This is a genomic window from Pantoea sp. Acro-807, from assembly GCF_011752675.1.
Lineage (GTDB): Bacteria > Pseudomonadota > Gammaproteobacteria > Enterobacterales > Enterobacteriaceae > Pantoea > Pantoea eucrina.
In genome coordinates this window covers 1-25,965 of sequence record NZ_VWXE01000005.1, presented here as the reverse complement: position 1 = coordinate 25,965, position 25,965 = coordinate 1, and the positions used below count along the sequence as shown (strand labels likewise).

The window sequence follows — 25,965 nt, the reverse complement described above, 5'->3', positions numbered from 1 at the left end:
GACTCCCAATCTCTCAATTACAGCATACGTTGATAAAGATCGCGGTAGGCCTGCGCAGCCACCTGCCAGCTGAAATCCATCGCCATGGCCTGGCGCTGAACATAGCGCCACAGTGAAGGCCGTGACCAGAGTACAAAGGCGCGACGAATAGCCCGCAGCAGTGACCAGGCATTGCTGTCTTCAAAACTGAAGCCGCTGGCAACACCATCCGCCAGGTTCTCCAGAGAGCTATCCTGTACGGTATCGGCCAGGCCACCGGTACGACGCACCAGCGGCAGCGTGCCATATTTCAGGCCATAGAGCTGCGTCAGCCCGCAGGGTTCAAAGCGGCTGGGAACCATAATCACATCGGCACCGCCAACAATGCGGTGTGAGAACGCTTCGTGATAGCCAATCTGCACGCCTACGCTGCCGGGGTGTTCCGCCGCGGCCGCAAGGAAACCCTGCTGCAGTTCGGCGTCGCCCTGACCCAGCAGCACCAGCTGCCCGCCCTGCGCCAGCAGACCCGGCAGCGCTTCCAGCACCAGATCGAGCCCTTTCTGTTTTGTCAGCCGGCTGATGACGCAGAAAATCGGCACTTTATCGTCGACCTTCAGTCCCATGGCGATCTGCAGCTGACGTTTGTTTTCCGCTTTGCTTTCCAGGGTTTCGCGGTCATAACGGGCGGTCAGCAGCAGGTCATGAGCCGGATCCCAGATGCCCGGATCCACACCGTTGAGAATACCGCTCAGACGACCTTCACGCAGACGCTGCTCCAGCAGCGCTTCCATGCCATAACCAAACTCCGGTCGGGTGATCTCCAGCGCGTAGGTCGGACTGACCGCCGTGATGTGATCGGCAAAGAACAGACCAGCCTTGAGGTAAGAGATCTGGCCGTAAAACTCCAGGCCATGCATGCCAAAATATTCGCGCGGGATCTGAATCTCATCCAGATGCCGGGCGTTAAACAGCCCCTGATAGGCAAGGTTGTGTACGGTAAAGACCGTTTTAGCCGGATTGCCGCGCGCGGCGATATAGGCGCAGGTCAGACCGGCATGCCAGTCATGCGCGTGCACAATCTGCGGACGCCACAGGCCATCTACTCCGCTGGCCAGCTCGGCACCCATCCAGCCCAGCAGTGCGAAACGCAGATAGTTGTCTACGTATGCGAACTGCGACGTGTCGTGGTAGGGGCTGCCGGGACGGTCATACAGTCCTGGCGCATCAATCAGATAAATACCGACACCGTTGTACTGCCCGAACAGCAGGCGCACGGGCCCGGCAAAAGTTTGCAGCTCCGCCACCACGTCAGTATCAGGAATTCCTTTACGCAGATCCGGAAACGCCGGGATCAGTACCCGCGTATCCGTACCATCGGCTATTTGCGCCTGCGGTAATGCGCCGACGACATCAGCCAGCCCGCCCGTTTTCAGCAGCGGAAAAAGCTCTGAACAGACATGTAAAACCTGCATCCTGAACCCCTATTATGTTATCGCGCGCGTTCCACGCGGCGGTTTTTTTGTATGCTTGTCGCCACTCACTGACCCGCGGTGGCCAGCCTGGCCAGCATGGCGCGCGTCACCAGTACGATGCCCTCTTCCGATCGGTAAAAACGCCGGCTGTCTTCATCCGGATTCTCTCCAATCACCATGCCCTCCGGGATTGCGCAGGCACGGTCAATTACACAGCGGCGAAGCCGGCACGAACGGCCTACCACAACATCCGGTAGCAGCACCGCTGAATCAATATTGCAAAATGAGTTTACGCGCACGCGCGGAAACAGCACTGAATTCACGACTACGGAGCCGGAAATAATACAGCCGCCCGATACCAGCGAGTTCATGGTCATGCCATGACTGCCGGAGCGATCCTGCACAAATTTAGCCGGCGGCAGTGGCTCCATATGGGTCCGGATGGGCCATTCATGGTCATACATATCCAGCTCTGGCGTCACGGATGCCAGATCAAGATTCGCACGCCAGTAGGCCTCCAGCGTACCTACATCACGCCAGTAGGGTTCTGCATTCTCATCGTTCTGCACGCAGGAGAGCGTGAATGAATGTGCATACGCCTCACCGCTCGCCACAATTTTTGGCAGCAGATCTTTGCCAAAGTCGTGGCTGGAGTTCTCTACCAGCAAATCTTCTTCCAGTAACTGATAAAGATAGTCGGCATTGAAAACATAGATACCCATACTTGCCAGCGCCTTATCTGCGTCGCCAGGCATAGCGGGAGGAGTCGCGGGTTTTTCAACAAAATCGACCACGTTGTTGTCAGCATCTACCGCCATCACGCCAAAGGCGGTCGCTTCCGCCAGCGGAACCGGCAGACAGGCGATAGTGCACTTCGCCCCGCGTTCAGCGTGGTCGAGCAGCATACGCGAGTAGTCCATTTTGTAGATGTGATCGCCAGCAAGGATCACGATGTACTGTGCGTTATAGCGCCGGATAATATCGAGGTTCTGCGTCACCGCATCGGCAGTGCCGCGATACCAGTACTCCGTCGCGGCGCGCTGCTGAGCGGGCAGCAAATCGACAAACTCATTCATCTCTTCGTTAAACAGTGACCATCCGCGCTGAATATGCTGCGTCAGCGTATGCGACTGATACTGGGTAATAACGCCAATGCGCCGGATGCCTGAGTTAATGCAGTTGGAAAGGGCAAAGTCGATGATACGAAACTTGCCGCCAAAGTGAACGGCAGGCTTCGCGCGTTTTGCGGTCAGATCTTTCAGACGCGTGCCGCGTCCGCCAGCAAGGATCAGGGCAACTGTCTGGGTAGGGAGCTGGCGCGCCAGCATCAGAGGATCGTTTCTGTCTAACTTCACCATGTCTGACTCCTTATGATTGCTTTAGGAACACACACACGCCGCGTGCGGGCCCGTGCCAGACAGTTGTCAAAATGGGATTATCTTCCCCGGCGAAAGGAGGTATGGCATGCCATTCTCCGTCTGGTAAGGCTAGGTCACTGATTGCATCTGTTGCATTTATTGTTATCAGCCAGCGATCCGACAGCAGGATTTGCATCTGATGCGCACCCCGCTCCCACTCTTCTGGTTCCAGTGGTTTGCCGCTGGCATTGAACCACTGCACCTGACCATCACCTTCCTGCCACCAGCAGTCTGCCGTCAGCGCCGGAATGCGCTGGCGCAGCTGGATCAGCGCCGCAGTAAAGTCGACCAGTCCTTCATCATCCTGCTGCCAGTTGAGCCACGTCAGCAGGTTATTCTGACAGTAGGCGTTGTTGTTGCCATACTGGCTCTGGCCGCGCTCATCGCCCGCCAGCAGCATCGGCGTGCCCTGTGCCAGCAGCAGCGTGGTCAGCAGCGCATGCGCGCTGTGCCGCCGCCGCTGCAGGACATCCGGATTCGCTTTCAGCCCTTCATGCCCGTGGTTATGACTGAAGTTGTCACTGCTGCCGTCGCGGTTATCCTCGCCGTTAGCCTGATTATGTTTATGGTTATAGCTCACCAGGTCGCGCAGCGTGAAGCCATCATGCGCGGTAATAAAATTAATGCTGGCGTGCGGCCGGCGCCCTGCCTGCTGAAACAGATCGGCTGAGGCGGCAAACCGACGCGCCAGCTCGCCGTTGTTCAGTTCGCCATGCAGCCAGTAGCGGCGTGCGGCGTCGCGAAAATGGTCGTTCCATTCGGCAAAGCCTGGCGGAAACCGGCCCACCTGATAGCCGTTTTCGCCGATATCCCACGGCTCAGCAATCAGCTTGACCTGCGACAGAACCGGACAGGCGCGAATCGCCGCCAGCAGCGGTGCTTCAGCGCAAAAGTCCGGCGTACGCCCCAGCACGCTGGCGAGATCAAAGCGAAAGCCATCAACGTGACAGTGCTGTACCCAGTATCGCAGCGCTTCCAGCGCCCACGCCACCACCTGCGGATCGCTGAGATTTAGCGTGTTGCCGCAGCCGGTCCAGTTCTGGTAATTCCCCTGCTCATCAAGCCAGTAGTAGCTGGCGTTATCCACCCCGCGCAGCGACAGCGTCGGGCCAATCTCTTCCAGCTCTGCGGAGTGGTTAAAGACCACGTCCAGGATCACTTCAATACCTGCTGCGTGCAGCGTTTTCACCGCCTGCTGAAACTCCTGCAGCGCTGTGACGCCCGCTTCCCCTGACGCATAATCCGGGTGTACCGCCCAGAGCGCGTAGGGGTTGTAGCCCCAGTAGTTTTGCAGCCCTGTCCGCTGCAGCCGCGGCTCGCTGGCAAACGCCGCCACCGGCAGCAGCTCCAGCGCGGTAATGCCGAGGTCGCGCAGGTACTTCACCATAGCAGGGTGGCCGAGCGCCGCATACGTCCCGCGCAGCGTTTCAGGAATTTCCGGATGCAGCTGCGTCAGACCGCGCACGTGCGCTTCGTAAATGACCGTTTTGCCCCAGGGCGTACGCGGTGGCCGATCGTCTTCCCAGTCAAAGTCTTCAGCGATAACCAGCGATTTGGGCATGCAGCCGGCGCTGTCCTGACTGTCAGGCTGCGCGATGCCGCCATACAGCGCGGCGTCATCCGCAACGCTGCCGGTAACGGCTTTGGCGCAGGGGTCCACCAGCAGTTTAGCCGGATTAAAACGGTGTCCCCGCTGCGGATCCCACGGACCATAAACGCGATAGCCGTAGCGCTGACCCGGCTTCAGCCCGGCAATATAGCCGTGCCAGATATCGCCGCTGCGGGCGGGCAGCGTCAGACGCTGCTCCTCTCCTTCACAGCTGAACAGGCAGAGCTCCACCTTCTCTGCGTGACGCGAGAAGAGCGTGAAGTTGACGCCGCGTCCATCATAGCGGGCCCCGTGCGGCGCAGGCTGGCCCGCTTCGATCATCAGTCCGCCTCCCGCACCAGCCAGATGGTCGACAGCGGTGGCAGGGTCAGACTCAGCGACTGCGCGCGGCCGTGGCTGGCAATCTCGTCGGTGCGGGCGATGCTGTGGTTACGCACGTCGCTGCCGTGATAGTCGTGCTGATCGGTATTCAGCACTTCGCGCCAGCTGCCCGCCTGATTGACGCCAAAACGGTAATCCTGGCGCGTGACCGGCGTAAAGTTGCTGGCAACAATGATCTCATTGCCTTCGCGGTCGCGGCGTACAAAGACAAACACCGAGTTATCGTGGTCATCCACTACCAGCCACTCAAAGCCCTGCGGATCAAAGTCGAGCTGATAAAGTGGCGCATAGTGGCGATAGGTGTGGTTGAGATCGCGTACCAGACGCTGCACGCCGTGATGCCAGTTGTCATCGCCTTCCAGCAGGTGCCAGTCGAGGCTGACGTCATGGTTCCACTCGCGCCCCTGAGCAAACTCATTGCCCATAAACTGCAGCTTTTTACCCGGAAACGCCCACATCCAGCCGTAGTAGGCGCGCAGGTTAGCGAACTTCTGCCAGGCGTCACCCGGCATGCGATCGAGAATAGAGCGCTTGCCGTGCACCACTTCGTCATGGGAGAGCGGCAGCACGAAGTTTTCGCTGTAGTTGTAGGCCATGCCAAATGTCATCAGATTGTGATGATAGCGGCGATGTACCGGGTCGAGCTTCATGTAGTCGAGGGTGTCGTGCATCCAGCCCAGGTTCCACTTAAACCAGAAGCCCAGCCCTTCATTTTCGCTCGGGCGCGTGACGCCAGGGAAGTCGGTTGACTCTTCCGCCACGGTGATGCTGCCAGGTACCGCCGTGCCCAGCGTCTGGTTGGTATGACGCAGAAATGCAATCGCTTCCAGATTTTCGCGCCCGCCCAGATGATTCGGGATCCACTCGCCCGCTTTACGGCTGTAGTCGCGGTAGATCATTGAAGCCACCGCATCCACGCGCAGGCCGTCAATGCCAAACCGCTCCAGCCAGTAAAGCGCGTTACCGGAGAGATAGTTGCTGACTTCACGCCGGCCAAAGTTATAGATCAGCGTATTCCAGTCCTGATGATACCCTTCGCGCGGATCGCTGTGCTCATAGAGTTCAGTGCCGTCAAATTTCGCCAGACCGAAGTCGTCGTCAGGAAAATGGCCCGGTACCCAGTCCAGCAGTACGTTGATACCCGCCTCATGTGCCGCTGCAATAAACTGACGGAACTCATCGCGCGTGCCGAAGCGCCGCGTCGGCGCATACATGCCCAGCGGCTGATAACCCCAGCTGCCGTCAAACGGATGCTCATTAATCGGCAGCAGCTCGATATGGGTAAAGCCCATCTCTTTGACATAGGGGATAAGCTGCTCAGCCAGCTCTTTGTAGCTCAGCCAGAAGTTGTTATCGGTGTGGCGTCGCCATGAGCCGAGGTGCACCTCATAAATAGAGATAGGCTGATCAAAACCGTTCGCCGCTTTGCGCGCTGGCTGCATCTCAACCTTCGGCGGCAGGCCGCAGATCATCGATGCCGTCTGCGGGCGCATCTGCGCTTCAAACGCAAACGGGTCAGCTTTGATACGCATCTGCCCGTGTAAATCGACAATCTCATATTTATAGAGCTGTCCGTTTACCGCACCCGGCACAAACAGCTCCCAGATACCGAGTTCGCGCCGGAAGCGCATCGGATGACGGCGGCCGTCCCAGAAGTTGAAGTCGCCCACCACAGAGACGCGCCGGGCATTCGGCGCCCATACGGCAAAGCGGATGCCGCTGACGCCATCAATGGTCGCGCCGTGCGCACCCAGGGTTTCATACGGACGCTGGTGCGTACCTTCAGCCAGCAGCCAGGCGTCCATATCGGCCAGCAGCGGGCCAAAACGGTAGGCGTCATCAATCAGATTCTGCTGACCATGCCAGTTCACCGCCAGCTGATAGCGAAACATGTTCTTGCGGCGCGGAATCACTCCGCTGAAAAAGCCGCGTGAATCCAGACACTTCAGCTGACCACATTTGCGGCCGGTTTTGGTTTCAATCACCCAGACTTCAGACGCATCCGGCAGCAGCGCGCGGACTTCAAGGCCCTGAACGGTCTGGTGCATTCCCAGGACAGAAAAGGGGTCGGCGTAATCCCCGGCAAAAAGCGCATTGATCGCATCGCGATCGGGAAACTCTGACATGACTTTCTTCCTATGATTTTGTGCAGGCGACCGCAGGGGCAGCTGTGCCGCTGTAAGTGCGCTGCTTTTCATTGAGTCATACGTACGCTGGCAAGAGAGGCCACCCTCCATGGGAAAATTCGTTGCCAGGTACCACTACTAATTCGCTTACAAAGTACAACCTGTTAACAATCGGTACTTCTCAGTTAAATCATAGCTTGGGGTTGGCAGAAGCCAGGGAGGAACGTGAAAAATTGTTATCGGAAAAACAAAAAAGGGAAGCCGATCACTCGCTGGCGGCAATTTGCCTTAGGTTTTGCCCGTCAGCTGATTAAAAAAAAGCCGGGAAACCCCGGCCTGTCTGATGTCGCTGCGCTTAGTCGATAAGCAGACGCAGCATGCGACGCAGCGGTTCTGCGGCACCCCACAGCAGCTGATCGCCAACGGTGAAAGCGGAAAGATACTCCGGTCCCATGTTGAGTTTGCGCAGGCGGCCAACCGGCGTGGTCAGGCGACCGGTAACCGCAGCGGGCGTCAGCTCGCGCATCGTGATCTCGCGATCGTTTGGCACCACTTTTACCCATTCGTTATGCGCTGCAAGCAGCTGCTCAATCTCTGCCAGCGGCAGATCTTTTTTCAGCTTCAGCGTAAACGCCTGGCTGTGGCAGCGCAGCGCGCCGACGCGCACGCAGAGGCCGTCAACCGGAATGATGTTGCCGGTATTGAGGATCTTGTTGGTCTCCGCCTGCCCTTTCCACTCTTCGCGGCTCTGGCCATTGTCGAGCTGCTTGTCGATCCAGGGAATCAGGCTGCCCGCCAGTGGCACACCAAAGTTATCCGTCGGCAGCGTGCCGGAACGGGTAAAATCAGTCACGCTGCGCTCAATCTCCAGAATAGCGGAAGCGGGATCCTGCAGCGCCGGAGCAACATGGTCATGCAGCATACCCATCTGCGTCAGCAGTTCGCGCATATGACGCGCGCCGCCGCCGGACGCCGCCTGGTAAGTCGCCACCGAGGCCCACTCTACCAGATCGTTTGCAAACAGGCCGCCCAGCGACATCAGCATCAGGCTGACGGTGCAGTTGCCACCGACAAAGGTTTTGATGCCGTTGTTCAGGCCGTCGCGAATCACCTGATTGTTGACCGGATCGAGAATAATGATGGCGTCATCTTTCATGCGCAGCGTAGAAGCTGCATCAATCCAGTAGCCCTGCCAGCCGCTCTCGCGCAGCTTTGGATAGACTTCACTGGTATAGTCGCCGCCCTGGCAGGTAATAATGATGTCGAGCGCTTTCAGCGCGTCAATATCAAACGCATCCTGCAGCGCGCCGGTTGACTTACCGCCAAACGCGGGCGCAGCCTGACCCAGCTGCGACGTAGAGAAGAACACCGGATTGATCACGTCAAAATCGCGTTCTTCGCTCATTCGTGACATCAGCACAGAGCCGACCATGCCACGCCAACCAATAAAACCTACATTCTTCATTTTCTGTCCGTCTCAGGAGCTCGGGCCGAGGCCTGTATAGTGCATGTATCAGACCCGGCGCTAAAGATGCGCGAGCCTGCGTAATATTCAGGTTTACCTGCGACCTTCAACTCTACAAAATGCTGCACTTCTGGCAAGTGAATTAATTCGATTACACCTGTTTTTTCAGCAACAGAGCTAATAATAGTGAACACCAACAGAAAGGAGTGGTTTACCGCCCATGACTGAAATGATATCTGCGACCGTGCTGCTGCTGCTGATCATGGATCCTCTCGGCAACCTGCCTATTTTTATGTCGGTGCTGAAACATCTGGAACCCAGACGCCGTCGCGTGGTGCTGATGCGCGAAATGCTGATTGCGCTCGGTCTGATGCTGCTGTTTCTGTTTGCCGGTGAACGCATTCTGATGTTCCTGAACCTGCGCACCGAAACGGTCTCTATTTCCGGCGGCATTATTCTGTTCCTGATCGCGATTCGCATGATTTTTCCCTCCGGCGACACCGGCAGCAGCGGCCTGCCGGCTGGCGAGGAGCCGTTTCTCGTGCCGCTGGCCATCCCGCTGGTCGCCGGCCCCTCACTGCTGGCCACGCTGATGCTGCTGTCGCACCAGTACCCGCATCAGATGAGCCATCTGGTCGGCGCGCTGCTGATCGCCTGGGGTGCTACGGTTATCATTCTGCTGCTGTCGGGAGTGTTTCTGCGCCTGCTGGGCGACAAAGGCGTTAACGCGCTGGAGCGGCTGATGGGACTGATCCTGATTATGCTGGCGACGCAGATGTTTCTGGATGGGATCCGGGCGTATCTGAAGTTATAACCGCATGCTATGGCTGCGGGCGACTGGCATCGCCCGCATCAACCATTCAGGATTTTTTCTTTATGGGTTTGCCAGACCAGTAGCCTGCCAGCAGTGAGCCGGAGAGGTTGTGCCAGACCGAGAAGAGTGCACCCGGCAGGGCAGCAAGCGGTGAGAAATAGAGTTTGCCGAGCGTAGCCGCCAGCCCCGAATTCTGCATCCCCACCTCCAGCGCCAGCGTGCGGCAGGTCGACTCATCAAAGCCAAACAGCTTGCCGCCCCAGTAGCCGCCGAGCAGACCAATGGCGTTATGCAGGATCACCGCCAGAATAACCATCAGGCCCACCGATCCGATAAAGCTCTGGCTACCCGCCACCACCGCGCTGATAATCAGCAAAATGCAGAGCATGGAAAACGCCGGCAGCCAGGGTTCAACGCGGCGCACCACGCTGTTCATGGTGTGATGAATAATCAGCCCGAGTGAAATCGGGATCACCACAATTTTCACGATGCTCAGCAGCATCCCCACCACGTCGACCTGAATATGCGTATCAACGTAAAAACGGGTCAGCAGCGGAGTGGCAAATACGCCCACCAGCGCAGAGACGGAAGAGATCGTCACCGAGAGCGCCACATCGCCCTTCGCCAGGTAAATCATTACGTTTGACGCGGTTCCGCTGGCGACGCTGCCGACCAGAATCATGCCGGCAGCCAGATCGGGCGGCATCTGAAACAGCTTTGCCAGCGCCCATGCGGCCAGCGGCATCACCAGATAGTGCAGAAAGGTGCCGGCAATCACCGGAGCCGGACGCACCAGCACGCGTTTAAAATCGTCAATATTTAGCGTAACGCCCATGCCAAACATGATCAGCATCAGCAGATAAGAGACCCACGGACCGATACCGGTAAAGGTGGATGGCGAGTAATAGGCGGCGACTGAGAGCAGTACAGCCCAGAGTGGAAACAGGCGGGTGAGACTGGCGAGCATGAAACACTTCCTTTTTCAGAGACCTTTGTCCGCTACAAAAACGAGCCGGAGAGGTTTTAGATAATGTGCCACAGGTGAAAGATCGCACGGGGAACGACCGCTGCAATCGGAAGGGATCATAACATTTCGTTATCGCCGACGACGGTGCCGGCGGCAATTGCCTATCAGCTGCTGCGTATTGCGCCCTGAAGCGGGAAATAACACTGCGCTTTGCGGCAAACGCCAGCAGATATGGCGGGGTTAGCCGGAAAAAAAGCCGGACAGCGTCCGGCTAATCAGCATCATAAAGGGGGTTATCAGGCACCAAACAGGTTGTGATGCAGCGCGCGCACCACTGCTTCCGCATCTGGCGTCGGCACCAGGAAACAGAGGTTGTAGCTGCTGGCACCGTAGCAAATCATGCGCAGATTAAACGGCTCCAGCGCACCAAAGACCTCTTTGCCCACGCCGCAGGCTTTCGACAGGTTGTTACCGATAATAGCGACCAGCGCCAGATTCTCTTCAACTTCCACGCGGCACAGCGAAGAGAGCTCGGTAAGCAGCGCCTGCGTCAGCAGGCTATCCACGCTGCTGGTGGAGCCGGTGTTATCCAGCGTCAGCGCCACGCTGACTTCAGAGGTGGTGACCAGATCCACAGAAACATTATGGCGCGCCAGAATCGCAAACACCTCAGCCAGAAAACCGTGCGCGTGCAGCATGTTCAGGCTGTGCAGCGTCAGCAGCGTCTGCTTGCGACGCAGTGCCAGCGCGCGGAAAAGCGGCGGATTACGCGTTTCATTGCAGACGCGCGTGCCGCCGGCGGCCGGATCTTTACTGGAGCCAACAAACACCGGGATATCGCTGCGTACCGCCGGCAGCAACGTGGCGGGATGGAGCACTTTCGCGCCAAAAATTGCCATTTCTGCCGCCTCTTCGAAGGTGATCTCTTCGATACGGCGCGCAGCCGGCACCACGCGCGGATCGGTAGTATAGATACCTGCCACGTCGGTCCAGATATCGATGCGCTCAGCCTGCAGCGCCTCGCCCAGCAGCGCAGCAGTATAATCGCTGCCGCCGCGGCCCAGCGTGGTGGTGCGCCCTTTGCTCTCGCTGCCGATAAAGCCCTGGGTAACCACCAGCGCCTCCGCAATGCGCGGCTGCAGCTGCGCCGCTGCCAGCGTCTGCAGCTCAGCCACCTGCGGCTCGGCCCGGCCAAAACGATCGCTGGTGCGCATCACTTTGCGAACGTCAAACCACTCGGCATTGACACCGCGCTCGCGCAGGATCTCGACAAACAGCAGCGTTGACATCAGTTCGCCGTGGCTAACCAGCTCATCGGTAAGAGCCAGAGAATTGGCCAGCGCCGTGGTATCTGACAGCATGGTGATGTTTTCCAGCACGCGGTCAATTTCTTCACGGATTACATCCGGCGCAGCAAGGCGATCGATAATGGCGTACTGGATACGGCGAATTTCATCCAGCATCTGGGTACGCTCTGCCTGATCCTGGCCCTCGGCCAGCGCGACCAGCAGATTCGTCACGCCAGCAGACGCAGAGAGAACGACCAGACGGGTGTGGGCATCGGACAGCACAACGTCTGCGCTGCGGTTCATGGCATCGAAATCGGCAACGCTGGTGCCACCAAATTTTGCCACAATCAACGGTTGAGACATGTAACAAACCTCGTGTCAGGTTATCTTCCGCCGGGAATTCGGTTCAGAAGACAGGGATAACAGCCTTGGCACAAGAGAAGAGCGGAATTGGACAGACAAGATCAGGAGATGAGTCACCAAAAGCACTTCACCTTGCGAAACGTCCGACTGCGGACGCTTCTGGTGACAACCCAGAGGATTCAGCCCCTGCAGCCGACAGCACAACACTCCGCGTGTTATGCCATCTCGGCGTCGCACCCCCTGATGTGTTTTCGCCGGATACGGATCCTCAAACACACTGCCTGGGCGACGCGCCTCTTCTGGCTTGCACCCGGAGGTGCAAGTCGCGGGCATAAATTATCGACAAATTGTGCTGCTGTCCAGCCTTGTGGCACCCGGAGAAATGATTTTTTAACGCGTGCAGCCCCGCTGTAAATACGCGCCGCGCCCGATGCGGGATCCCTGATACAAAAGCGCCCGCTTACGCGGCTTTTTACTGACGCGCCGCAGAATTTATCTTTTCCGCATGCGGCATACTGGCGCCTGGATTTCACTGAAACCGTGCGGCCAGGGTCACAAAATTTTTCCTTTCGCCTGCAACTATGGTCATACTGAAATGCGTTTGCGCGATGCCTGTTCGACTGTACCCGACGCGGTTATGCCCCTGATAAACAGGCGCACACCGGGGTATCAGCAGCGCGCCGTAAGAGAAACTAAGCATGCCGGGCCAGCGGAACGCGCCCGGATGAAATGACGGTTCTTATATCAACAAGAGTGTTGCCATGAAAAATATCAATCCGACACAAACCGCAGCGTGGCAAGCGCTGCAGCAGCATTTTGAACAGATGAAATCAGTGCAGATCGCCGATCTTTTTCAGCAGGATGCCGATCGTTTTGCGAAATTCTCCGCTACTTTCGATGACCAGATGCTGGTGGATTTCTCAAAAAACCGTATCACTGAGGAAACCCTCACAAAATTACAGGCGCTGGCTAAAGAGACTGACCTGGCGGGCGCCATTAAATCGATGTTCTCCGGCGAGAAGATCAACCGTACGGAAGAGCGCGCCGTGCTGCACGTGGCGCTGCGCAACCGCAGCAATACGCCGATTCTGGTTGATGGCAAAGATGTGATGCCGGAAGTCAACGCCGTGCTGGACAAGATGAAAGGCTTCTCTGAGCGTATCATCAGCGGCGAATGGAAGGGATACACCGGTAAGCCTATTACCGATGTGGTCAACATCGGCATTGGCGGCTCCGATCTCGGTCCGTTTATGGTGACTGAGGCGCTGCGCCCTTATAAAAACCATCTGAATATGCACTTTGTCTCCAACGTTGACGGCACGCATATTGCTGAGACGCTGAAAGATCTGAACCCGGAAACCACGCTGTTCCTGGTGGCCTCAAAAACCTTCACCACGCAGGAAACCATGACCAATGCGCACAGCGCACGCGACTGGTTCCTGAAAACGGCGGGCGATCAGCAGCACGTGGCAAAACATTTTGCCGCGCTCTCTACTAACGGCAAAGCGGTCAGCGAGTTTGGTATTGATACCAGCAACATGTTTGAGTTCTGGGACTGGGTTGGCGGGCGCTACTCGCTCTGGTCGGCCATCGGCCTCTCTATTATTCTCTCCATCGGCTTTGACAACTTCACGCAGCTGCTCAGCGGCGCACACGCGATGGATCAGCATTTTGCCACCGCTCCGGCGGAGCAGAACCTGCCGGTGCTGCTGGCGCTGATCGGTATCTGGTACAACAACTTTTTTGGTGCCGAAACCGAAGCGATCCTGCCTTACGACCAGTATATGCATCGCTTTGCTGCCTATTTCCAGCAGGGCAACATGGAATCGAACGGCAAGTATGTCGATCGTGAAGGCAATCCGGTCGACTATCAGACCGGCCCGATTATCTGGGGCGAGCCTGGCACCAATGGTCAGCATGCGTTTTATCAGCTGATCCATCAGGGAACCAAGCTGGTGCCGTGCGACTTTATTGCACCGGCCATTACCCATAACGCGCTGGCCGATCACCACCAGAAGCTGCTGTCGAACTTTTTTGCTCAGACCGAGGCGCTGGCGTTTGGTAAGTCACGCGATACGGTAGAGAAAGAGTTTACGGATGCCGGCAAATCGGCGGAGTCCGTGGCGCACGTTGTGCCGTTTAAAGTGTTTGAAGGTAACCGTCCGACTAACTCCATTCTGCTGCGCGAAATTACCCCTTACAGCCTGGGTGCGCTGATTGCGCTGTATGAACATAAGATTTTCACGCAGGGTGCCATTCTGAATATTTACACGTTCGATCAGTGGGGCGTGGAACTGGGCAAACAGCTGGCAAATCGTATTTTGCCTGAGCTGGAAAATGACGCAGATATTGCCAGTCACGACAGCTCGACCAATGGATTGATCAATCGCTACAAATCCTGGCGTTAATTTGCATCAGGATCATCAGGGCGGCCGCTGGCCGCCTTTTTTTATTCCGCTTATTTGCCGGTTTTAATACGGCCATTCATTGCTGATGAAATATCCCTTCGGCTGGCTACAGAAAATCTGATGTTGCGCTAAGCCTCTGCAAAAATCACAGATTTTACCGGATCTGATTGCGTGCAACAGGCGCTCAGCCCCCCTGAATCCACGCGGATTTAAATTTACAACCCATCAGGAAAATCCGATAATTCCTATTCCGTGCCAAATTTTACTAAAAAAGTGTAAAATCCTGCCGTATATAATGTCGTCATATTTACGCTTCAGGCAGTAGCAAACGGGCCACGGAAAAAAGCTATTCACGCCGGTTTTTTCTGACTGCAATACCACAGCAGCCGGATACGGGCGCGCTTTTTAGCCTGCTACAGGCTGATATTTTATTGCTCTGACGTAAATGCGCCTGAAACCAGGATAGCTCCTTCATTCATTTTTTTTCTAAATGCAGGAAACGCTGTTATGAAAAAACTCGTGGCTGCCGGTGCAGCCTTGTTATATCTCGCGGTCGCTTCTGCCGCCCACGCCGTACCGGAAGAGACCGGCGCAGCAGCCGGCGCACAGGCGGGCGCGATCTCCTCTGGCGCATCGACCGCGGTGGGGATTGGCGCGCTCGGCGCGCTGGTAGGTCTCGGCCTTGCCGCTGCTGGCGGCGGTGATGGCGCAAATACCGGTACAACAACAACCACAACGGGCACGACCCGCTGATAATACGCTTTGACTCCTGACCACACCGCCGTGTGGTTATTTTTTGCTTTTGTTTTTTAGACAGGGATACACACAGTGCGCCAACTCTCTTTGCTGCTGCTTTGTCTGTTGCTGCAGGCCTGCACACAGACGCAAAAAGGTCTTGAGCAGACCGTCATGCTTGCCGTCAATGGTCCCGACGACGTCACGGTCAGTGCCGAACAGATTCAGAAACTCCCTTACGCCAGTATGTACGCCCGCATCGACAATGGCGCACGTATCTTTGTGGTACTCGGCTACCTTGAAGCGGGTCAGCAAAAGTGGGTGACTCAGGACAAAGCCATGCTGGTGATGCAGCATGGCCGCATGGTGAAAACGCTGGGACTGCGCGACAACCTGCAGGCGGTCAGCAACCTCGCCGGGGATCCGCTGGCTGATGCGCTGCATCTGCAGAACGGTGCCAGCTGGACACGCGTCGTGCAGTGGCGTGAACAGGATCGGGTACGCGCCGCAACGGCGGTCTCGCAGTTTGAGCGCGGCACCGATGAAGTGCTGACGCTGGCGGGAGAAGCGATACCGTGCCGCGTCTGGCAGGAAAATGTGTCGATGGCGAGCCTGAACCGCACCTGGCAGAACACGTTCTGGATCGACAACCGCGACGGCACGGTGCTGCAGACGCAGCAGATGCTTGCCGCTGACCAGTTTCCTGTTGTAACCACCCTTCTGAAGCCGGCTAAATCATGAAAAAAATAATTACTCTGCTGGCTGCACTGGCTCTGCCTGCGGCAGGCAACGCGCTGGCCGCAGGCCAGATTACCGTGCACGCTGCGACAGGCGATAGCAGCATGCAGATTGATGACGTTCAGCGTCTGAGCCAGCTGCTGACGCATCCCGGCCTCAATACCTGGTGGCCCGGCACCGTCATAGCAGAGCGCGGTGCTACCGCTGCCGTACAGCAACAGCGCCACCAGCTGCTGACCGATCTGCGCGCCTGGCAGGGCAGCAGCGATGCCGCACTCGGCGCAACCATCGGTGCAGTGATCCGGCAGCTCAACGCGCTGCCGGTTACCGGCCGGCAGTTTACCTCGCTGGATATCGACTGGCTGCGGCTGCATCCGGAAGCGGATCGTGCGCTGCAGGGCAGTTATGACCTCTATACCCTGCCGGAACCGCACCAGGTACTGATTATGGGCGCCCTCGCCCGGCCTGGCGCAGAGAGCTGGCAGCCCGGACGCAGCGTACGCGACTATCTCGCCGCACACGAACGCCTGACCGGCGGCGATCGCAGCGTGGCCACCGTTATTGCGCCATCTGGCGAGGTCCGTCAGGTTCCGGTCGCCTACTGGAATCAGCGTCATGCTGAAGTTGAACCCGGCAGCATTATCTGGCTCGGCTTTACCTCATGGAGCCTGCCGTGGGGCCAGGCAGATTTAAATACGCGTCTGATTTCTGTTCTGACTCACCGGATCCCGCAATAATGAAAAAACAACTACTGCTCAGCCTGCTGGCTGCATCTGTCTCTGCCGCCTGCCAGGTGCAGGCTGAAACCTGGCCGCAGCCGGTGGGTCCTTCACAATCCGATTTTGGCGGCGTCGGCCTGCTGCAGACGCCTACCGCCCGCATGGCGAAAGAGGGTGAATTCAGCCTTAACGCGCGGGATAACGATCAGTATCGCTACTACTCCGCCTCGCTTCAGCTTCTGTCGTGGCTGGAAACCACCGTACGCTATACCGATGTGCGGACCCGTCGCTACAGCGGCGTGGAAGATTTCAGCGGCAACCAGAGTTATAAAGATAAAGCGTTCGATCTGAAACTGCGCCTCTGGCAGGAGAGCTACTGGCTGCCGGAGGTGGCGGTGGGTTCACGCGACCTCGGCGGCACCGGGCTGTTTGACAGCGAATATCTGGTGGCGTCTAAAGCCTGGGGGCCATTCGATTTTACGCTGGGCCTTGGCTGGGGCTATCTCGGCAACAGCGGCACCGTGAAAAACCCGTTTTGCTCTTACAGCGACAGCTATTGCAGCCGCACCGGTGGCGGCACGGCCGGTTCAGTCAATGGCTCACAGCTGTTTCATGGCCCTGCTGCCCTGTTTGGCGGCGTGGAGTATCAGACGCCGTGGCAGCCGCTGCGCCTTAAGCTGGAGTATGAGGGCAACGATTATCAGGATGACTTTGCCGGACGGCTGGAGCAGCGCAGCAAAGTCAACGCCGGTGCGATTTATCGCCTTACTGACTGGGCAGATATCAATGCCAGCTATGAGCGCGGCAACACCTTTATGTTTGGCGTCACCATTCGCACCAACTTCAACGATCTGCGCCAGACGCATATCGATACGCCGAAGCCTGCTTACGACCCGCATCCGCAGGGCGATCTGCTGGATTCTGCCGTGGTCGCCAGCCAGCTCAGCGCACTGAAGTATGACGCCGGATTCAATGGCCCGCGCATTCAGACCAAAGGCGCTACCCTTTACGTCAGCGGTGAGCAGATCAAATATCGCGATACGCGCGAAGGCGTTGATCGCGCCAATCGTATTATGATGAATCACCTGCCGGCCGGCATTGACACGATTGCCGTCACGGAGTCGCGCTTTAATATGCCGCAGGTGACGACGCGCACGCAGGTTGCCAGCCTGCATAATACGCTCAGCGGCTATCCGCTGGGGCATGAGCAGCCGCTGCAGCAGTCGCGCGTTAATCCGGTCGATCCGGGCGCAACCGAGCAGGGCCTGTTTATGCGTAAAGATCGCCTGAATTACAGCCTGTCACCGGTGCTCAACCAGTCAGTTGGCGGGCCGGAAAGCTTCTATATGTATCAGGTTGGCGCGATGGCAAACGCGGATTACTGGCTGACCGATCACCTGCTGGTGGGCGGCAGCCTGTTTGGCAATATCGTGAACAACTATGACCGCTTCAATTATAACGGCGCGCCCTCTGACTCCACGCTGCCGCGCGTGCGTACCCATATCCGCGACTATGTGAAAAACAATGTCTACGTAAACGATCTGCAGGCCAACTATATGCATTACCTCGGTAATAACCTGTATGGTCAGGTTTATGGCGGCTATCTGGAGACCATGTATGGCGGCGCCGGTGCTGAAGTGCTCTACCGCCCGGTAGACAGCAACTGGGCGGTGGGCGTTGATGCCAACTATGTCAAACAACGCGACTGGGACAACATGATGCAGTTCCGCGACTACAAAGCGCCAACCGGTCATCTGACCGCCTACTGGCGCCCGTGGTTTATGCAGGATGTGCTGGTGAAAGCGAGCGTGGGGCAATACCTGGCGAAGGATAAAGGCGCCACGCTGGATATCTCCAAACGCTACGACAGCGGTGTCACCGTGGGCTTCTACGCCACCAAAACCAACGTTTCATCTGAAGCGTATGGCGAAGGCGACTTTACCAAAGGCTTCTATATTTCGGTTCCGATGGATCTGTTTACCGTCACGCCAACGCGCGGCCGTGCACAGGTGAACTGGGTGCCGCTGACGCGTGATGGTGGCCAGATGCTGAGTCGTAAATATCAGCTTTACGATCTGACCGCCGATCGCGACGCGCGGTTTAATTAAGATCGGGCGCGGGGTAACACCCGCGCACTCTATCTGTGCTGATGCTCTCCACCCCTCTTTCCCCTGGCATCAGTCAGACTCCGCACGCTTTCTTTCCTCATTGCTCACAGATCCGACCAGCACAACTGCATTTGCCTCCATAATGGTTAAAACGAAAATGGTTTCCACGTACAACGCTGAAATGGAGCAACTATGGCTACCCCGGTACCGGCTAAACGCGGAAAAAAACCTCGCGTTACCTCCCCTGCGGCTACGCCGCCGGCTGGCGGTCAGGTTCAGTCGCTGACGCGCGGCCTGCGTCTGCTGGAGCTAATTGCCGACGCGCACGGCAGCGTGGCGCTGACCGAGCTGGCGCAGCAGGCGGGCCTGCCAAATTCAACCACGCATCGTCTGCTCTCCACGATGCAGCAGCAGGGCTTTGTGCATCAGGTGGGCGATCTGGGCTACTGGACGATTGGCGCCCACGCCTTTGTGGTGGGCAGCAGTTTTCTGCAGAGCCGCAATCTGCTGGCCATTGTGCATCCGGTGTTACGGCGACTGATGGAGGAAGCTGGCGAGACGGTGAATCTGGCGGTGCTGGACCTGAGTGATTATCAGGCGGTGATTGTTGATCAGGTGCAGTGCACGCAGCTGATGCGTATGTCAGCCCCGATTGGCGGCAAGCTGCCGATGCACGCTTCCGGCGCCGGGAAAGCTTTTCTGGCCCATCTGAATGACGATCAGGTAACTGCACTGCTGCATCAGAAAGGCCTGCACGGCTATACGCCTAAAACGCTGATGTCGCCGCATACGCTGAAAGAGAATCTGGCGCTGATCCGCAAAATGGGCTTCTCGCATGATGATGAGGAGCATGCGCTGGGGCTGCGCTGCGTAGCGGCACCTATTTATGACGAGCACGGCGACGCGTTTGCTGCGATCTCTATTTCAGGCCCGCTGGCCCGTATGACGGACGATCGTATTACCGAGCTGGGTGCGCTGGTGATCCGCGCCGCCCGAACGGTCACGCAGGCGTACGCCGGGCGTTAAACTGCTACTGTGGCGTAGCGCACGCTGAAGCGCCGGGCGTTACGCCACGCCATCGCCTCTTCAACATGGCCATTGCGGATCTGCGCCTGCAGCGATCGCCACCAGCCGGGGTCAAACAGCTGCGGATGCAGCGTCTGCAGCAGCCTGCCGGTCGCGGGTTCGCTGCAGAGCGCGTAACGGAACGTCTCCGGAAATATGTCATCGGGCCCGACGCTGTACCAGGGCTCTGCCTGCAGCTCCTGCTCTTCATAACGCGCGGGCGGAACGTCACGGAATATCAGCTCAGTCATCAGGCGGATTTCATCGTAGTCATAAAACACCACGCGCCCGTGGCGCGTCATACCGAAATTTTTAAACAGCATATCGCCGGGAAAAATGTTAGCCGCCGCCAGCTGACAGATGGCATTGCCATACTCCTCCAGCGCATGCCGACGCTGCGCCTCGCTGGCGTGCTGCAGCCAGAGGTTAAGCGGCTCCATGCGACGCTCCAGCCAGAGATGACGAATGATAACGTTCTCATCGCGCAGCGTGATCTTTTCCGGTATATCGCGCATGAACTCCGCCATCAGCGCGTCCGGGATCCGCGCGCGCGGCAGGGCAAAATAGCGAAACTCCTGCGTATCCGCCATGCGTCCGACGCGATCGTGCTCTTTGACCAGCCGGTAGCAGTCGTGCACCTGCGCTTCCGTTACCTCCTTTTGCGGCGCGAAACGGTCTTTAATGACCTTGAATACCCGATCGTAGCCCGGCAGAGTAAACACCAGCATCACCATGCCGCGCACGCCAGGCGCAGGCGCAAATGCGTCATCATGGTGTGCCAGATAGTGCAGATATTCGCGGTAGCTCTCGGTTTTACCGTGTTTCTGGCAGCCAATGGCGATATAGCGCTCGGCGAGGGTTTTGCCTGGCAGCAGCGGCTGCAGCCACGCCACCAGCGCCGCAGGCACCGGGGCGTAAACCATGAAGCTGGCGCGGGCGAAGCCAAATACGATGCTCGCCTCATCGCGATCCGTCAGGCAGGTATCGATCCACAGCTGCCCATCGCTGTCGCGCTGGATCGGCAGCAGACAGGGCAGGATCTCACCGCTGCGGAACTGCAGCCGCGCGACAATCCACGCGGTTTTGTTACGATAGAAAAGTTCGCTGGCGACCTCCAGCACGGCACCGGCCAGCTGCGCCGCGCTGAACTGCTCCTTCAGATGCCGCTCAATCCAGCGGATATCGCGTGCCCGATCCTGCCACGTCAGCCGCAGGGGAAGATCGGACAGCAGCTGCCGCAGCGCACTCTGCCAGTCCGGCCGGGGAGCATAGCGACGCGACAGTGGACGCTGCGCTTCCGGTTGTTGCAAACCCGGCTGCGAGGAGTGAATAAACAGCCGCTCCGGAAACAGATGGCTGTGCCCCTGCAGCCGGCAGTAAACGGAGTTAAAAAAGCTCTCTGCAATTTCATGGCGCGGATAGCCCGGCAGCAGCATCTCATAGTGCGCCTTTACCCGCAGCCAGAAGGCGGTATCCCACTCCGCCTGCCCGTTCAGCACGCGCAACTGACTGACTACCAGGGTGACATGATGATCATACAGATGTATGCGCTCCTTCATGGCGCGCTGCGCCGCCGGCCAGTCCGCCTGCTCAAACCGCTGCTGCGCACCGGCGGTGATATCGAGAAAACGACCGTACTGCGCGTCAAAGCCCTGCAGAATGGTATGGGCAATAAGGGATTCTCCGGGTGACATCAGTTATCTCCGGTACGCGGTGGCCACGAGCCGCTGCACAGCAGCGGCGCCTCTCTTGCCGATCCGATCAGAACTGCGCGGTTTCCGTTGAGCCGGTCAGGGCCGTCACAGAAGATGCGCCGCCCTGAATCACCGTGGTGATGCGATCAAAGTAACCGGTGCCCACTTCCTGCTGATGCGATGAAAAGGTGTAGCCTTTGTCGCGCGCCGCAAATTCCGGCTGCTGCACTTTTTCAACGTAGTGGCGCATCCCCTCGCCCTGCGCGTACGCGTGCGCCAGGTCAAACATGCTGAACCACATGCTGTGGATCCCGGCCAGCGTAATAAACTGAAAGCGATAGCCCATGTCGCTCAGCGCCTGCTGAAAGCGTGCGATGGTGCGATCGTCGAGGTTTTTCTTCCAGTTAAATGAGGGTGAGCAGTTATAAGCCAGCAGTTTGCCGGGATAGCGCGCGTGTATCGCGTCAGCAAAGCGCTGCGCCAGCGCCAGATCGGGCGTGGAGGTTTCACACCATAAAACATCGGCATAGGGCGCATAGGCAAGACCGCGGCTGATCGCCTGCTCGATCCCGGCACGGGTGCGATAAAACCCCTCCGGCGTACGTTCACCGGTGATAAACGCGCTGTCGTTCGGATCGCAGTCAGAAGTAATTAAGTCAGCGGCATCCGCATCGGTGCGCGCAATCAGCACGGTTGGCACATTCATGACATCAGCCGCAAGGCGTGCAGCTACCAGTTTCTGAATCGCGTCCTGCGTTGGCACCAGCACCTTACCGCCCATATGGCCGCATTTTTTTACCGCCGCCAGCTGATCTTCAAAATGCACGGCGCCAGCCCCGGCCACAATCATCGATTTCATCAGCTCAAAAGCGTTCAGTACGCCGCCAAAGCCCGCCTCCGCATCGGCCACTATCGGCAGAAAATAGTCGACATACGCGTCATCTTCCGGCGACAGGCCGCTGGCCCACTGGATCTGATCGGCGCGCTGAAAGCTCTGATTAATCCGCTGCACCACCTCCGGTACAGAGTTAACCGGATAGAGCGACTGATCGGGGTACATCTGCCCGGCGAGGTTCGCATCCGCCGCCACCTGCCAGCCAGAGAGATAAATAGCTTCGATACCGGCTTTCGCCTGCTGCAGCGCCTGACCGCCGGTTAATGCGCCGAGACTGTTGATATAACCTTTTGCCGCACCGCCGTTAAGCAGCGACCAGAGCCTGACGGCGCCCCGCTCTGCCAGCGTGCAGGCGGGCGTTACCGAGCCGCGCAGGCTGATGACCTCTTCTGCCCGATAGGGACGCGTGATACCGTTCCAGCGCGCATCCTGCCAGCTCATTTCCAGCTGTGTGATCTGTTGTGTCCGATTCATAGCACTCTCTCCGGGGTCAGGGCAGCAGGCGATAGCCTGGCAGCGTCAGAAATGGAACCAGCTCGTTATCCGTGGTGATTTGCGCCATCAGCGCGGCTGCATCTTCAAAGCGTCCCTGCTGAAAACGTACGTCGCCGTAGCGCTGACGCAGCGCGGCCAGCTCTTCGTCAAGAAACTGCTCAAACAGGGCAGCAGTGACCAGCTGGCCATCACTCAGGATCTGTTTGTGACGGATCCACTGCCAGATAGAGGCGCGGGCGATTTCAGCCGTTGCCGCATCTTCCATCAGTCCCTCAATCGGCACGCAGCCGTTACCGCTAATCCACGCTTCCAGATACTGCAGCGCAACGCGGATGTTTGCGCGCATGCCCGCTTCGGTACGTAAACCGCGGCAGGGACGCAGCAGCCGCTCAGCCGTTACCGGCGAATCGGTATTACGCGTCACGTGCAGCTGATTGGCGCGATCGCCCAGCTGGCGATCAAACACCTTCATGGCAATATCTGCCAGACCAGGATGCGCAACCCATGTCCCGTCATGGCCGTTACCCGCTTCGCGCGCTTTATCTTCCTCAACTTTCTCTTTTACCCACGCATTGCGCGTCTCTTCCTGCGCCGGGATGAGTGCAGACATGCCGCCCATTGCCAGTACGCCGCGCCGGTGGCAGGTTTTAATCAGCAGCCGGGAGTACGTATCCAGAAATGGCTGATCCATGGTGATCTGCTGTCGATCGGGCAGAATGCGATCGCCGTGCTGCCCCAGCGTTTTGATGTAGCTGAAGATGTAATCCCAGCGGCCGCAGTTAAGCGCTACGGCGTGGTCGCGCAGCTCCCACAGGATTTCATCCATCTGAAACACCGCGGGCAGCGTTTCAATCAGTACCGTGGCTTTGATCGTGCCACGCGGCAGATCAAAACGATCTTCGCTGAAGCGGAAGATCTCACGCCACCACGCTACCTCACTGGCGTGCTCGGTTTTAGGCAGATAAAACCACGGTGCATGCCCTTTTTCCTGCAGCGCCCGCACGTTATGGAATACAAAGAGAGCAAAATCAAACAGGCCAGCCGGAATCGCTTTGTCGCGCCACTCCACATGCTTTTCAGCCAGATGTAATCCGCGTACCCGGCACATCAGCAGTGCAGGATCGGAACGCAGCTGGTAGATCCGGCCATCATCGCGGGTAAAACGCAGCGTACCGGCGACCGCTTCACGCAGCACCTGCTGCCCGTCCATCAGCTTGCTCCAGCACGGAGCCAGCGAATCCTCGAAATCCGCCATAAAAACCTTAACGTTGGCGTTCAGCGCGTTAATGGTCATTTTGCGATCGGGTGGCCCGGTAATTTCGACCCGGCGATCGCACAGCAGCTCAGGCAGCGGGCGCACCTGCCATTCATTTTCACGAATGGAAGTGGTTTCCGCATTAAAGTCAGGCAGCGCTCCGCGATCGTAGTCCCGCTGGCGCTGCTGCCGCGCTTTAAGCAGTCGATCGCGTTCCGGGGCAAAGCGCACGACCAGCGCCTGCAGAAAATCAATAGCCGCCGGCGTCAGCAGTTGCTGCTCCGCGTCTGAGAAGGGCTGAGTGAAGGTCAGCGTAGAGTGAATAATCGTGTCTGTCATGCTGGCTCTCTCCTGAAGCGATCCTGGTTTACTGCCGGGATCAGAATACTGGATGTTTTGTAACCGACAGGATCAGAGCATATGCATTTTAGTTTTTATTTCAAAAACTATTTCCATTTTATGAAAAGATAATCATTAACTCTCTGTATATACTGTTATTTAAAGTATCAAAATAAAGGCAATGGTTTCTGCTTTGGAAAAGACATAAAAAAACCGCGATGGCTCGAAGGCGATCGCGGTGGAGAGAAGCTAAAAAGAGATCAGTCGAGAGTCGGATTCATGTGGCGCAGGTCAAACGGCGTGATCTGGTAAACATAGTAGTTCAGCCAGTTAGAGAACAGCAGGTTGCCGTGGCTGCGCCAGGTCGCACGTGGCGGCAGGGCCGGATTGTTCTGCGGGAAATAGTTAAACGGCACTTCCGGCTGCAGACCCGCATCATTATCCCGGTGAAATTCACCTGCAAGGGTCAGCGCGTCATATTCCGGGTGCCCGGTTACAAAGGCCAGCCGCTTGTCTTTACTCGCCATCAGATAGGCGCCGGTTGCCTCAGATTCAGCAAACAGTTCGAGATCGGTGTAGTCGCGTATAAGCTGGCTGGGAAAATCCGCATAGCGCGAATGCGGCGCCAGAAAATTGTCATCAAAGCCGCGCGTCAGCAAAGCGTGCGGATGCAGGATCTGATGTTCATAGACGCCTGACAGTTTGTTTTGCCGCGTCTGCTTGGGAATACCATACAGAATGTTCAGCGCAGCCTGTACCGCCCAGCAGACAAACAGCGTAGAGGTGACATGCTCGTTTGCCCAGTGCAGCACGCGCTGGATCTGCGGCCAGTAGGCGACGTCGTTAAAGTCAACCAGACCCAGCGGCGCACCTGTCACAATCAGGCCATCGAAGTTATCGTGCTGTATCTCTTCGAAATTGCAGTAAAAGTTATTCAGATGTTCGCTGGGGGTATTGCGCGATTCGCGGCTGTCTATCCGCAATAGCTGCACATCAATTTGCAGCGGTGAGTTAGAGAGCAGACGTAAAAACTGATTTTCAGTCTCGATCTTTTTTGGCATCAGGTTAAGGATCAGTACTTTTAACGGGCGGATCTCCTGAACACGGGCGCGCGATGAGGTCATCACAAACACATTTTCATCACGTAAGAAATTCACTGCCGGTAATTCGTCGGGCACCCTGATTGGCATAACCTGCTCACCTCTTGCTGATAACCATATAAACGTTTAGACATCCAGATGCCCGAGATTAGCCTGGCATACGCGGAATGTCGAGACTTCATGCTATTTATGAAAATGTTTCAGCTTAATGTGGCATAACCGACAGCGACAGAGAAGAAAGGAAATTGCGCCGGCACTAAAAGCGAGACGGTAAGATCTTTTTTGAGGTAAAAAAAGTACCCATAGCATGCTGATGCTTCAGCAATACCCGTGAGCGAACGTAAAAGTTATTTTTTGCAGACGTAAAAAAGCCCTGAACGCGTGTTCAGGGCTCTCTTACTTGATGGATGCCTGGCAGTTCCCTACTCTCGCATGGGGAGACCCCACACTACCATCGGCGCTACGGCGTTTCACTTCTGAGTTCGGCATGGGGTCAGGTGGGACCGCCGCGCTGTGGCCGCCAGGCAAATT

General features: G+C 57.4%; 18 protein-coding genes, 1 rRNA gene and 1 riboswitch. Of the genes, 7 read left to right on the top strand and 12 right to left on the bottom strand.

All coding sequences use genetic code 11. The features are described from left to right. Nucleotides 1-17 precede the first annotated feature (17 nt). The 5 genes from glgA to asd form a co-directional block, all read right to left on the bottom strand. Nucleotides 18-1,451, bottom strand: a complete 1,434-nt coding sequence (gene glgA, locus F3J39_RS12840; RefSeq protein ID WP_039381887.1) for a glycogen synthase GlgA — start codon at nucleotides 1,449-1,451, stop codon at nucleotides 18-20. Nucleotides 1,452-1,516: 65 nt separating this feature from the next. Beyond that, nucleotides 1,517-2,809 carry a glucose-1-phosphate adenylyltransferase gene (gene glgC / locus F3J39_RS12835; RefSeq protein WP_094112167.1) on the bottom strand — a complete coding sequence of 431 codons (1,293 nt, stop codon included), beginning with the start codon at nucleotides 2,807-2,809 and terminating at the stop codon, nucleotides 1,517-1,519. 10 nt (nucleotides 2,810-2,819) lie between these two features. Continuing rightward, entirely contained in the window at nucleotides 2,820-4,799 is a 1,980-nt protein-coding gene (gene glgX / locus F3J39_RS12830; RefSeq protein ID WP_039381885.1) for a glycogen debranching protein GlgX, read from the bottom strand. After that, a complete protein-coding gene (gene glgB / locus F3J39_RS12825) occupies nucleotides 4,799-6,985 on the bottom strand; it encodes a 1,4-alpha-glucan branching enzyme (protein ID WP_104085629.1) in 2,187 nt (728 codons plus the stop codon). The genes glgX and glgB overlap by 1 nt, the downstream gene beginning before the upstream one ends. 355 nt (nucleotides 6,986-7,340) lie before the next feature. Then, a complete protein-coding gene (gene asd, locus F3J39_RS12820) occupies nucleotides 7,341-8,450 on the bottom strand; it encodes an aspartate-semialdehyde dehydrogenase (protein WP_108570113.1) in 1,110 nt (369 codons plus the stop codon). A gap of 220 nt (nucleotides 8,451-8,670) precedes the next feature. Between asd and F3J39_RS12815 the strand changes: the two genes are divergently transcribed. Beyond that, entirely contained in the window at nucleotides 8,671-9,264 is a 594-nt protein-coding gene (locus F3J39_RS12815) for a YhgN family NAAT transporter (protein WP_094112171.1), read from the top strand. Nucleotides 9,265-9,310: 46 nt separating this feature from the next. On the opposite strand, the gene panS is transcribed toward F3J39_RS12815, so the two are convergent. Beyond that, nucleotides 9,311-10,231, bottom strand: coding sequence for a ketopantoate/pantoate/pantothenate transporter PanS (panS, locus tag F3J39_RS12810; protein WP_039381880.1), 921 nt, complete (start codon nucleotides 10,229-10,231; stop codon nucleotides 9,311-9,313). Between the two features lie 296 nt (nucleotides 10,232-10,527). After that, nucleotides 10,528-11,883: a lysine-sensitive aspartokinase 3 gene (lysC, locus tag F3J39_RS12805; protein WP_094112172.1), complete on the bottom strand. Its 1,356-nt coding sequence runs from the start codon at nucleotides 11,881-11,883 to the stop codon at nucleotides 10,528-10,530. A gap of 112 nt (nucleotides 11,884-11,995) precedes the next feature. Then, nucleotides 11,996-12,190: riboswitch (Lysine riboswitch) on the bottom strand. 454 nt (nucleotides 12,191-12,644) lie between these two features. Between lysC and pgi the strand changes: the two genes are divergently transcribed. From pgi to iclR, 6 genes are all read left to right on the top strand, one after another. Then, complete coding sequence (pgi, locus tag F3J39_RS12800) at nucleotides 12,645-14,291, top strand: glucose-6-phosphate isomerase (protein WP_065650404.1); 1,647 nt, start codon at nucleotides 12,645-12,647, stop codon at nucleotides 14,289-14,291. A 507-nt stretch (nucleotides 14,292-14,798) separates the two neighbouring features. Continuing rightward, nucleotides 14,799-15,044 carry an exopolysaccharide production protein YjbE gene (gene yjbE / locus F3J39_RS12795; protein ID WP_166714289.1) on the top strand — a complete coding sequence of 82 codons (246 nt, stop codon included), beginning with the start codon at nucleotides 14,799-14,801 and terminating at the stop codon, nucleotides 15,042-15,044. A gap of 75 nt (nucleotides 15,045-15,119) precedes the next feature. Then, the gene (locus tag F3J39_RS12790) at nucleotides 15,120-15,767 is read left to right on the top strand and encodes a YjbF family lipoprotein (protein WP_166714288.1); all 648 of its coding nucleotides are present in this window, start codon (nucleotides 15,120-15,122) and stop codon (nucleotides 15,765-15,767) included. Then, a complete protein-coding gene (locus tag F3J39_RS12785; protein WP_039381872.1) occupies nucleotides 15,764-16,501 on the top strand; it encodes a capsule biosynthesis GfcC family protein in 738 nt (245 codons plus the stop codon). Before F3J39_RS12790 ends, F3J39_RS12785 begins: the two co-directional genes overlap by 4 nt. After that, a complete protein-coding gene (locus F3J39_RS12780) occupies nucleotides 16,501-18,591 on the top strand; it encodes a YjbH domain-containing protein (RefSeq protein ID WP_104085632.1) in 2,091 nt (696 codons plus the stop codon). Before F3J39_RS12785 ends, F3J39_RS12780 begins: the two co-directional genes overlap by 1 nt. Nucleotides 18,592-18,783: 192 nt before the next feature. Beyond that, on the top strand, nucleotides 18,784-19,617 hold the full coding sequence (gene iclR / locus F3J39_RS12775) for a glyoxylate bypass operon transcriptional repressor IclR (RefSeq protein ID WP_039381868.1): 834 nt from the start codon (nucleotides 18,784-18,786) through the stop codon (nucleotides 19,615-19,617). Here iclR and aceK read toward each other — a convergent pair. The 5 genes from aceK to rrf form a co-directional block, all read right to left on the bottom strand. Continuing rightward, nucleotides 19,614-21,350, bottom strand: a complete 1,737-nt coding sequence (gene aceK / locus F3J39_RS12770) for a bifunctional isocitrate dehydrogenase kinase/phosphatase (protein WP_166714287.1) — start codon at nucleotides 21,348-21,350, stop codon at nucleotides 19,614-19,616. The genes iclR and aceK overlap by 4 nt on opposite strands. A 67-nt stretch (nucleotides 21,351-21,417) precedes the next feature. Continuing rightward, nucleotides 21,418-22,719, bottom strand: coding sequence for an isocitrate lyase (aceA, locus tag F3J39_RS12765; RefSeq protein WP_104085634.1), 1,302 nt, complete (start codon nucleotides 22,717-22,719; stop codon nucleotides 21,418-21,420). 16 nt (nucleotides 22,720-22,735) lie between these two features. Continuing rightward, the gene (aceB, locus tag F3J39_RS12760; RefSeq protein ID WP_104085635.1) at nucleotides 22,736-24,334 is read right to left on the bottom strand and encodes a malate synthase A; all 1,599 of its coding nucleotides are present in this window, start codon (nucleotides 24,332-24,334) and stop codon (nucleotides 22,736-22,738) included. Nucleotides 24,335-24,594: 260 nt separating this feature from the next. After that, complete coding sequence (metA, locus tag F3J39_RS12755; RefSeq protein ID WP_071668471.1) at nucleotides 24,595-25,524, bottom strand: homoserine O-succinyltransferase; 930 nt, start codon at nucleotides 25,522-25,524, stop codon at nucleotides 24,595-24,597. A gap of 319 nt (nucleotides 25,525-25,843) precedes the next feature. Next, nucleotides 25,844-25,959, bottom strand: a 5S ribosomal RNA gene (gene rrf, locus F3J39_RS12750). Nucleotides 25,960-25,965 lie beyond the last annotated feature (6 nt).